Source organism: Yersinia pekkanenii (genome assembly GCF_001152565.1).
GTDB lineage: Bacteria > Pseudomonadota > Gammaproteobacteria > Enterobacterales > Enterobacteriaceae > Yersinia > Yersinia pekkanenii.
This window is the reverse complement of sequence record NZ_CQAZ01000036.1, coordinates 38952-48818: the sequence shown is the minus strand read 5'-3', so window position 1 is coordinate 48818 and position 9867 is coordinate 38952. Positions and strand designations below refer to the sequence as shown.

The following is a 9867-nucleotide window of genomic DNA, read 5'->3' as shown; positions in this document are numbered from 1 at the left end:
CAGGCTCGGTTGGAATTCAGCCAAAACACTGTTGAAATTGTTTTTATTGATGTTAAGCTTTTCACGTTCAGACAGCGGACGCTGTTCCTGACCGTTGCTGTAATCGCCCATTACCAACAACTTCAAAGGCAACTCCATTTTCTTTTGAGCGCCGCCGGTGTGCAGATCTAATTTAATATTAATGCGTGCTTTGGGTATTTCATTTTGGAAGCTTGAAGAGGACATCGACTTTCCTTATTAAGGGAAGGAAACTTAAGAAATCCACCGCTGAGAAAATGAATAAAAATAATCTACGTTACCCGGCACAACATTCACCGCCCACTGATTAACTCAGTGTGTATTAAAGTAAAGGCACTTTTTGTAGATAACCCTATCCATTCATCGGATGGCATGAAACAGTATCGGACAGGTATTTTTCACACGTATTAGCATATCAATTAAATACCAGCGGGCGCAGTGTAGAAACGTTAGCCCTCTAACACCAACGAGTTAAATGTAACTAAATGTAAGGCATGAAAACCCAAAAACAGCAGATCATCCTACTGATACATAAGACTTTTCTTGCACAGGAAATATAACCCTATGCGGTTAAAGGGATTAATAAATATCATAAAAATTGAACTGAGCGTTTTGGCGGTTTTTTGTAGGAATATGCCTACAAATATTTTTTTCAGAAATGTGATGAATATTTGGGGTATTTTACCGCTTGAGAGGTAAATAACAGGTGTTGCTATTATGACTGTGAAAAGTTCGTCTCTAATAATGTCACGGTGATTTGTCGATAGATAATTTCATTGAATAATAGGTTAACCAAACTCTGGCGCGGGATTGAAGGCCACTAGCCATTAAGATTAGTATTAATGCCAATATAAATAGATTCTAAGACTGTTTGAGTTACGGTAGAGTTATACTCGCCTTATTACTATAAAAATCAAATACGCCCAGCAACTTTTCTGATCATTTTACGCTGTTCATCATTATTTTGTGTGATATGGCAATTACATAGGATGTCTTGTAATGAAAGAAATACCTTTACCGGCTAGCGCTTTGGTTTGCTATTGTTCTGGTGGTGTCGGCGGCCGCGCTGGGATTCGCCACAATATCAGGTGAACCGACATCCCATAAATCGCTAAAAGAACGGGTTCAACACAACAACCTACAAATTGATTTACACCATCCTGACGTATTGATCGAAACCACCTCACTCAGTCAGTTATTGACGATAACAGCGCCAAGCAGCGAGTATCACCCTCACCTGCGGGGGTCAATTCCCGTAGAATTGCGGCCTGGACGGCTGATTTAGTGCTGACCGGCAGCCCGGTGAACTATCACTGCTACACTGCCGCACCCAGTCGTTTATCCTGGTTGCAGGCAATACAGCAGGCCGGACAGGGCATGCGCTTTGGCGCCATTCTGGCTCATGCTTTCCCGCCAGCAAACCTGAGCCACTGGGATAACCCCAGCACCCAATGTCAGCCATTACCGGCCGCCGGGCACTGGTAATGGTGCCGGAGCAGTCTCTGCGCGGTTGCGGGTGGTGCTTTCGTGGGACAGTGATAATACTGATTTGGACTTGCATGTGGTCACGCCAGATGGCGAGCGGGCCTGGTACGGCAACCGTCAGTTGAACAACGGTGGGGCGCTGGATATTGATGTGACTACCGCTAAACTCAGTATCGTCAGTGAAGAAGGCACCACCAATGAAAAACATGAGAGTTTTATTATTCCGATGCGTAATCCCGGTGAGCTGATGCGGGTTAAAAGCTTCAGTTATTGATGGGGCTGCTGGCTGGCGATAATTCCGTAAATCCCCTCCACTTGGTATGGCTTTTTTCCTACACCAGCGTCAGGTTTGAATAATGCTCATCCTTATTTACTGATACAGATCAAGAGACCAGGCTTTAGCTATTGATTAAATGCTTATGATTATCATTTAATTTATCATCTGATTTTTGATGAGCCTGTTATGAATATTGACCTGATGCCGTACCATGCATCCCCTGAACCATTGCCTTTCGCCAAACGCTGGGCAACGATGCCATGGCGTGACAGCCGACCACTCCCTGCGGAATCACTTCAGGATAGCTGGCAATTTCTGTTACAAAACGCTCTTCCCCGCAATAAACGTTTGCTGTATTTACATATTCCATTCTGCGCCACCCACTGTACTTTCTGCGGCTTTTATCAAAACCCTCTACAACCCGCAAGCACCGCACGCTATACCGATTACCTATTGCGGGAACTGAGTATGGAAGCTGACAGCCCACTGCTACAAGGAGGACCAATTCATGCGGTCTACTTTGGTGGGGGTACGCCAAGCGCACTTTCAGCACAACAATTACACAGCATTATCAGCCAGTTGCGTAAAAAATTACCACTAGCACCCGATTGCGAGATCACCGTTGAAGGGCGGATTTTTAATTTTGATGATGAGCGGATTGATGCCTGTCTGGAAGCTGGCGCTAACCGTTTTTCGATCGGTGTTCAAACCTTTAATACCCGTATTCGTCAACGTATGGGTCGCAAGGCTGACCGCGATCAGGCTATTGGCTTTCTAACCAATCTGGCTAACCGTGATCGCGCTGCCGTCGTGTGTGACCTGATGTTCGGCTTACCTCATCAAACCCCAGAAAGCTGGCAGGAAGATTTGGCTATTGTGCGCCAACTGCCGCTGGACGGTGTGGATCTGTATGCCCTTAACCTGTTGCCGACCACGCCACTGGCTAAATCAGTCGAAAATAACCGGGTGGAACTCCCCACGCTGGCACAGCAATGTGACTTTTATTGTAGCGGTGCAGATAGCCTGGCACAGGCGGGTTGGCAGCAATTAAGCAACAGCCACTGGGCACGTACCACCCGCGAACGCAATCTGTATAACCTGTTAATCAAGCAAGGGGCCGATTGCCTCGCGCTAGGCAGTGGTGCTGGGGGTTCGTTGCAAGGGCACGCTTATATGCAGCACCGCAATCTGGATAACTATTATCGCTTACTCGATAGCGGGCAAAAACCGTTGATGATGATGACGCAAGCCAGTGGCGAGCATCCCTGGCGAGCCAAATTACAGAGCGGCATGGAAATCGGACGTCTGGACTTAAGTGAATTAATGGCCGATCCACACCCCTTGATGCCATTGATAGCCCAATGGCATCAGCACCATCTTCTGAAAGATAACCGTTGCTGTCTACGCCTGACCGACAGTGGGCGTTTTTGGGCCAGCAATATGATGCAGGCACTGCAACACCTTATTCCTTCACTTATCACCACGGAAAGCCACTCATGAATACATTGCCACTCGCCGAATTCCTTGCCACTCAACCGGATGGCACGCTAGAACAAATTGCACAGGATTATCAGGTTAGCCTGCTTGATGTGGTGCGCGCATTACCTCAGCGGGTGCTGACAGAGGCAGACCAGTTTGATCGTATATGGGACAACATGACCGAGTGGGGAGATGTCACCACATTAGTGCATACCGCCGATATTATCCTGGAGCACAAAGGTCCGTTACCCAGTGGTTTTCATCGTCATGGCTATTTTAATCTGCGTGAGCAACAAGGTCTCAGCGGCCACCTCAGAGCACAGAACTGCCAGGCAATTGCCCTGCTGGAGCGCCCGTTTATGGGTATGACCACGGCATCGGTACAATTTTTCAATCAGCAAGGTGACGTGATGCTGAAAGTGTATGTCGGTCGTGATGAACATCGCCAGCTATGCGCTGACGGCCTGACCGCATTCCATCAGTTAGCTCAACAGCTCCTCACTGAACAACACATTCTACATGAACAAAATGTGATAGAAAAAGCCGCCGAGGAAATGCCATGAAACCCTGGTTAATATTTGGTGCGGGTCACGGCGTGGGCGCACATCTGCTTGCCTTGGCAAACCAGCATACAGATGCTGCAGCGAATCCCCGCTCCGTTACCTTGTTAATCCGAAATCAGCAACAAGCAGAGGAACTGCGTCGCCAAGGTCTGACGGTAGTGTGTGGTGACGCCTGCGATCCAGCCAGTGTACTTAAAGCTTGCCAATTAGCGGGGCCGGAGGCGGCAATCATTTCAACACTCGGTAGCCGTAGCGCTGACTATCAGGGCAACCGACTGATCATTGATACTGCTGAACAACTGGGCCTGAAACGTATGCTTCTGGTGACATCAATCGGCTGCGGTGACAGTTGGCCAACCTTATCACCCGCAGCCCGTAAGGTTTTTGGTCAGGCAGTACGTGAGAAATCACTGGCCGAAAGCTGGTTACAGACCAGTAATCTGATTTATACCCTGATTCGGCCCGGAGGCCTGTTGGATAAGCCGGCAACCGGCAAAGCAATACGCCTGCAAACTGAGGCTCATGGCAGGGTCACTCGTGCGGACGTCGCACAGCATCTGAGCCTGATCATCGAGGATACGACGACATATCATCAAGTCTTTGCCCTTGTCGAGCCGGGGTTAATAAGTTCATTAGTTATAAATATATCTTGATGTAACCCTGAAGCATGACTGATAATGCTTATCATATTGATATTAGTTATCATTACATTAATGATTATATGGATAAAGAGTTGAATAAAGCGCCGAGATTGAACGACAAACCTACTGTCGAGTATCCGGCGGTAAGCAAGCCCCTGTCTGTCACCAGCGAACAACTGCTAGGAGAGCATGGTGTCGCCTTTATCATCCATCAGGGCGAATGCTATCAACTGCGTCAGACCAAGGCCGGAAAACTAATACTGACCAAATAATATACCCAAGGGTATAGCAAGCCACCCAGATTCTAGAATCAAGGCAGCCAGCAACCTATCTATTTATTTTTGTATATAAAATATGGAGAATTGCCGACATGCCTCGTTTCTCGTCCGACCGTTTCCGCTGGTCCGCTCTCAGTTTGGCAATCGCTTGCGCCCTGCCTTTGGCTGCACAAGCCGCTGATACCCCCACCTCAAGCAGCAGTAAAAAGCACACCACCGACACGATGGTGGTCACTGCAACCGGTAATGAGCGCAGCAGCTTTGAAGCACCGATGATGGTAACAGTGATTGAAGGGACCTCCCCTACCAGCGAAACCGCAACCTCTGCAACGGATATGCTACGTAAAATACCGGGGCTGACAGTCACCGGCAGCGGGCGTGTTAACGGTCAGGATGTGACACTGCGTGGCTACGGCAAACAAGGCGTGCTGACGCTGGTGGATGGTATTCGTCAAGGTACCGAGACCGGCCATCTAAACTCCACGTTCCTTGATCCGGCGTTGGTTAAACGTGTTGAAGTGGTACGTGGCCCATCAGCCCTGCTGTATGGCAGTGGTGCATTGGGTGGGGTAATCTCTTTTGAAACCGTCGATGCCGCCGATTTACTGTTGCCGGGTCAAAATACCGGTTATCGGGTTTACAGCTCCGCAGCGACCGGTGATCACAGCTTTGGCTTAGGTGCCAGTGCCTATGGCCGCACCGATGATGTCGATGGCCTGCTCTCCTTTGGTACCCGTGATATTGGCAATATCCGTCAGAGCGACGGTTTTAATGCACCGAATGACGAAACCATCAGCAATGTGCTGGCAAAAGGCACCTGGCGCATTGACCAGATTCAGTCACTGAGTGCCAATGTGCGCTATTACAATAACAGCGCGATAGAGCCAAAAAACCCGCAAACCAGCGCGGCGTCCAGCAGCAATATCATGACAAATCGCTCGACAATTCAACGTGATGCGCAACTCAAATACAACATTAAGCCACGTGATCAGCAGTGGTTGAATGCCACGGCACAGGTTTACTACTCTGAAGTGGAAATTAATGCGCGGTCACAAGGTTCAGCCGAAGAAGGGCGTAAGCAAACCACCGAAGGCGGGAAACTGGAAAACCGGACTCGTTTGTTCACCGACAGCTTTGCATCGCATTTACTGACCTACGGCACCGAAGCCTATAAGCAGGAGCAAACTCCGGGCGGCGCAACGACAAGCTTCCCGCAAGCAGATATCCGTTTTGGCTCGGGTTGGCTGCAAGATGAAATCACCCTGCGCGATGTGCCGGTTTCCATTTTGGCCGGTACCCGTTATGACAACTATAGCGGCAGCAGTGAAGGCTACGCAGATGTCGATGCCGACAAATGGTCATCACGCGGTGCTGTTAGCGTGACACCAACTGACTGGTTGATGCTGTTTGGCTCCTATGCGCAAGCGTTCCGCGCGCCGACCATGGGCGAGATGTATAACGATTCGAAACACTTTTCAATTCCTATCGGCGGCGGAAGATTCATCACCAACTACTGGGTACCTAACCCTAATCTGAAACCCGAAACCAACGAAACCCAGGAATACGGTTTTGGCCTACGTTTCAGTGACTTATTGATGGCCGAAGATGACCTGCAATTCAAAGCCAGCTACTTCGATACCAATGCTAAAGACTATATTGATACCAAGGTGAATACGGTGGCAATGACCACCACATCAGTGAATATCGATCGGGTGAAAATCTGGGGCTGGGATGCCACCATGAGCTACAAAACAGCCCTATTTAACTGGGATCTGGCTTATAACCGTACCCGTGGTAAAAACCAGGATACCAATAAATGGCTCGAATCCATTAACCCGGATACCGTCACCAGCGTGTTAGATGTTCCGGTGGCGACCAGTGGTTTCGCGGTGGGCTGGATTGCCACCTTTGCTGATCGCACCAAACCATTAAGCACCGGTCAACGTCAGGCCGGTTATGGCATCAATGATTTCTATGTCAGCTATAAAGGCCAAGCACAACTGAAAGGGGTTACCACCACCGTGGTCTTGGGCAACGCCTTCGATAAAGAGTATTACGCACCGCAAGGTGAGCCACAGGATGGCCGCAATGCGAAACTGTTCGTGAGTTACCAGTGGTAGCCCATTAAAAAAAACTTAGTCTGAAATAACCCATCCGGTAATCCAATCTGCGGTTTACCGGATTATCATTTGATAACGACGGTCACCTGCATATAAAAATCAATAGAACGAGGATGTTACTATGAGCAAATCTATATATGAGCAATACCTACACGCCAAAGCAGATAATCCGGGCAAATATGCGCGTGATTTGGCCACACTAATGGGTATTTCAGAGGCGGAACTGACCCATAGTCGTGTCGGACATGATGCAAAACGTTTACAAGGTGATGCCCGCACGCTGTTGGCCGCATTAGAGGCCGTGGGTGAAGTCAAAGCCATCACCCGCAACACTTATGCGGTGCATGAGCAAATAGGCCGTTACGAGAATCAGCATCTGAATGGCCACGCCGGTCTTATCCTCAATCCGCGCGCGTTGGATTTACGTTTGTTCCTTAATCAGTGGGCCAGCGTATTCACGCTGACAGAAGAAACGCGCCACGGTGTGCGTCATAGTATCCAATTCTTCGACCATCAGGGCGATGCCCTACACAAAGTGTATGTCACTGAGCAGACGGACATGCCAGCTTGGGAAGCCTTGCTGATGAAGTTCATCAGTGCAGAAAACCCTGCATTACAGTTAGAGCCACTGACCGCACCTGAAGTGACGGAATCGACCACCATTGATGCCACCGTAGATGCCGAATGGCGAGCTATGACAGATGTGCATCAGTTCTTCCAGTTGCTCAAGCGTAATAACCTGACCCGCCAACAAGCGTTCAGCGCCGTAGGTGATGATCTGGCTTATCGCGTTGATAACAGTTCACTGACACAACTGCTGAATATCGCCCAGCAGGATCAGAACGAAATCATGATTTTTGTGGGTAACCGTGGCTGCGTGCAAATTTTCACCGGTTTAATTGAGAAAGTGACCCCGCATCAAGACTGGATTAATGTTTTCAACAAACGTTTTACGCTGCATCTGATTGAAACTGCCATTGCTGAAAGCTGGGTAACCCGTAAACCGACCAAAGATGGATTTGTCACCAGTCTGGAGCTGTTTGCCGCCGATGGTACCCAACTGGCTCAACTTTACGGTCAACGTACTGAAGGGAAACCGGAACAAAATCAATGGCGTGAGCAGCTTTCCCGTCTGATCAATAAGGATATCGCCGCATGAGACTAAGGTTACTGTCACTCCCTTTCATTCTGTCGCTGAGCGCCTCTATTCTGCCGCTAAATACCTTAGCCGCAGAACGTATTGTCACCATTGGTGGTGATGTAACAGAAATTGCCTACGCACTCGGTGCCGGTGGCGAGATAGTGGCCCGTGACAGTACCAGTCTACAACCGCAGGCAGTGCAGAAACTGCCTGATGTGGGTTACATGCGCATGCTCAATGCCGAAGGTATCCTGGCGATGAGGCCAACCATGCTGCTGGTCAGCGAACTGGCACAGCCCTCATTAGTGATGAAGTTGGTCGCCGACAGTGGTGTCAACGTGGTGACCGTACCGGGTCAGACCACGCCGGAAAGTGTCGCGGCAAAGATTAGTGCGGTCGCCGCCGCGCTTCATCAGCCAGAGCGAGGGCAAAAACTGATTAAAGACTATCAGCAACGCCTGGCCGCAGTGAGCAATTCGCCACTGCCGGTCAAAGTACTGTTCGTGATGAGCCACGGCGGCCTCACACCGATGGCTGCCGGTCAAAATACTGCGGCAGATGCCATGATCCGAGCTGCCGGTGGCAGTAATGCGATGCAGGGCTTCAGCCGCTATCGTCCGTTGTCACAGGAAGGGGTTATCGCCAGTGCACCAGACTTATTGCTGATAACCAGTGATGGTGTAAGGGCTATGGGGGGCAGTGAGGGGATCTGGAAACTCCCCGGCATGGCACTGACACCGGCAGGAAAGCATAAGCGCTTGCTGGTCGTTGATGATATGGCATTACTTGGCTTTGGTCTGGACACACCACAGGTGCTGGCGTTACTGCGCGAAAGTATGGAACAAGCGCAATGAATTACCGTATCCACCCCCGCCTAATGCTGGGCATCTTGCTGATGGCCCTGATCATATTGGCGCTTGGGTCAGCCAATATGGGGGCATTGACGCTCTCGTTTCGTACCTTATGGTATGCATCTTTAGATGATGCTATGTGGCACATCTGGCTAAATATCCGCCTGCCCCGCGTGCTGTTGGCGGTAGTGGTCGGCTGTGCATTAGCCGTCTCCGGCGCCATCATGCAGGGATTATTTCGCAACCCATTGGCCGATCCAGGGCTGTTGGGTATCAGCAGCGGAGCCGCCTTGTGTGTCGGGCTGATTATCGTCATGCCTTTCAGCTTGCCTCCGCTACTGGCACTTTACAGTCACATGGTCGGGGCCTTTATCGGCAGTCTGGCCATTTCCGCCATTATTTTCACCCTCAGCCACTGGGGCCACGGCAATTTATCCCGCCTGCTACTGGCGGGAATTGCGATCAATGCCTTATGTGGGGCAGCCGTTGGGGTGCTGACTTATATCAGTGATGACCAGCAATTACGTCAATTCTCACTATGGAGTATGGGCAGCTTAGGTCAGGCTCAGTGGTCAACACTGATGGTGGCCGCATCGTTGATCCTACCCGCCTGTGTGCTGGGGTTATTACAGGCGCGCCAGTTGAATCTGTTGCAATTGGGGGATGAAGAGGCGCACTACCTCGGGGTCAATGTACGGCAAGCTAAATTACGTTTGCTGTTACTCAGCGCCATTCTGATCGGTGCGGCGGTCGCGGTCAGTGGTGTTATCGGTTTTATCGGGCTGGTGGTGCCACACCTTATCCGTATGCGTATTGGTTCTGATCACCGGTGGTTACTGCCCGGTGCTGCACTGGGCGGCGCGTGTCTGTTACTGACCGCCGATACCTTAGCCCGGACCTTGGTTGCACCGGCTGAAATGCCGGTCGGGTTGATAACCAGCCTGCTGGGTGGCCCTTATTTTTTATGGCTGATTTTACGTCAGCGGGAGCAACGTAGTGATTGATATAGCAGGA

At 50.1% G+C, this 9867-nt stretch carries 11 protein-coding genes and 1 pseudogene; 11 read left to right on the top strand and 1 reads right to left on the bottom strand.

All coding sequences use genetic code 11. From position 1 onward, the window contains the following. A partial coding sequence (locus AEP37_RS16835) for a type VI secretion system contractile sheath small subunit (protein ID WP_049614439.1) occupies nucleotides 1-225 on the bottom strand: 225 nt, incomplete at its 3' end. 841 nt (nucleotides 226-1066) lie between these two features. Between AEP37_RS16835 and AEP37_RS27940 the strand changes: the two genes are divergently transcribed. From AEP37_RS27940 to AEP37_RS16785, 11 genes and pseudogenes are all read left to right on the top strand, one after another. Further along, the gene (locus AEP37_RS27940) at nucleotides 1067-1303 is read left to right on the top strand and encodes a DUF2138 family protein (protein WP_072086333.1); all 237 of its coding nucleotides are present in this window, start codon (nucleotides 1067-1069) and stop codon (nucleotides 1301-1303) included. Between the two features lie 92 nt (nucleotides 1304-1395). Then, the gene (locus AEP37_RS27935; protein WP_408068343.1) at nucleotides 1396-1503 is read left to right on the top strand and encodes a DUF2300 domain-containing protein; all 108 of its coding nucleotides are present in this window, start codon (nucleotides 1396-1398) and stop codon (nucleotides 1501-1503) included. Then, nucleotides 1481-1777 (top strand): annotated as a pseudogene (locus tag AEP37_RS16825) (YfaP family protein); the annotation flags it as partial. The gene AEP37_RS27935 and the pseudogene AEP37_RS16825, both read left to right, overlap by 23 nt. Nucleotides 1778-1966: 189 nt before the next feature. Continuing rightward, entirely contained in the window at nucleotides 1967-3280 is a 1314-nt protein-coding gene (hutW, locus tag AEP37_RS16820; RefSeq protein ID WP_049614437.1) for a heme anaerobic degradation radical SAM methyltransferase ChuW/HutW, read from the top strand. Next, on the top strand, nucleotides 3277-3822 hold the full coding sequence (gene hutX / locus AEP37_RS16815; RefSeq protein ID WP_049614436.1) for a heme utilization cystosolic carrier protein HutX: 546 nt from the start codon (nucleotides 3277-3279) through the stop codon (nucleotides 3820-3822). The genes hutW and hutX overlap by 4 nt, the downstream gene beginning before the upstream one ends. Next, nucleotides 3819-4475 carry an SDR family oxidoreductase gene (locus AEP37_RS16810; protein WP_049614435.1) on the top strand — a complete coding sequence of 219 codons (657 nt, stop codon included), beginning with the start codon at nucleotides 3819-3821 and terminating at the stop codon, nucleotides 4473-4475. The genes hutX and AEP37_RS16810 overlap by 4 nt, the downstream gene beginning before the upstream one ends. 14 nt (nucleotides 4476-4489) lie before the next feature. Next, a complete protein-coding gene (gene hemP / locus AEP37_RS26170) occupies nucleotides 4490-4735 on the top strand; it encodes a hemin uptake protein HemP (RefSeq protein ID WP_049614434.1) in 246 nt (81 codons plus the stop codon). A gap of 98 nt (nucleotides 4736-4833) precedes the next feature. After that, entirely contained in the window at nucleotides 4834-6861 is a 2028-nt protein-coding gene (locus AEP37_RS16800; RefSeq protein WP_049614433.1) for a TonB-dependent hemoglobin/transferrin/lactoferrin family receptor, read from the top strand. Between the two features lie 121 nt (nucleotides 6862-6982). After that, nucleotides 6983-8020 (top strand): hemin-degrading factor, encoded by a 1038-nt coding sequence (locus AEP37_RS16795; protein ID WP_049614432.1) that lies wholly within the window; start codon nucleotides 6983-6985, stop codon nucleotides 8018-8020. Further along, nucleotides 8017-8856 carry a heme/hemin ABC transporter substrate-binding protein gene (locus AEP37_RS16790; RefSeq protein WP_049614431.1) on the top strand — a complete coding sequence of 280 codons (840 nt, stop codon included), beginning with the start codon at nucleotides 8017-8019 and terminating at the stop codon, nucleotides 8854-8856. Before AEP37_RS16795 ends, AEP37_RS16790 begins: the two co-directional genes overlap by 4 nt. Then, nucleotides 8853-9857: a FecCD family ABC transporter permease gene (locus AEP37_RS16785; protein ID WP_049614430.1), complete on the top strand. Its 1005-nt coding sequence runs from the start codon at nucleotides 8853-8855 to the stop codon at nucleotides 9855-9857. Before AEP37_RS16790 ends, AEP37_RS16785 begins: the two co-directional genes overlap by 4 nt. Nucleotides 9858-9867 lie beyond the last annotated feature (10 nt).

What these genes read in the sequence shown, in the direction of transcription:
- AEP37_RS27935 (WP_408068343.1), top strand. Translation starts at nt 1,396, where the DNA reads ATGCGCTTTGGCGCCATTCTGGCTCATGCTTTCCCGCCAGCAAACCTG.
- hutW (WP_049614437.1), top strand. Translation starts at nt 1,967, where the DNA reads ATGAATATTGACCTGATGCCGTACCATGCATCCCCTGAACCATTGCCT.
- hutX (WP_049614436.1), top strand. Translation starts at nt 3,277, where the DNA reads ATGAATACATTGCCACTCGCCGAATTCCTTGCCACTCAACCGGATGGC.
- AEP37_RS16810 (WP_049614435.1), top strand. Translation starts at nt 3,819, where the DNA reads ATGAAACCCTGGTTAATATTTGGTGCGGGTCACGGCGTGGGCGCACAT.
- hemP (WP_049614434.1), top strand. Translation starts at nt 4,490, where the DNA reads ATGACTGATAATGCTTATCATATTGATATTAGTTATCATTACATTAAT.
- AEP37_RS16800 (WP_049614433.1), top strand. Translation starts at nt 4,834, where the DNA reads ATGCCTCGTTTCTCGTCCGACCGTTTCCGCTGGTCCGCTCTCAGTTTG.
- AEP37_RS16795 (WP_049614432.1), top strand. Translation starts at nt 6,983, where the DNA reads ATGAGCAAATCTATATATGAGCAATACCTACACGCCAAAGCAGATAAT.
- AEP37_RS16790 (WP_049614431.1), top strand. Translation starts at nt 8,017, where the DNA reads ATGAGACTAAGGTTACTGTCACTCCCTTTCATTCTGTCGCTGAGCGCC.
- AEP37_RS16785 (WP_049614430.1), top strand. Translation starts at nt 8,853, where the DNA reads ATGAATTACCGTATCCACCCCCGCCTAATGCTGGGCATCTTGCTGATG.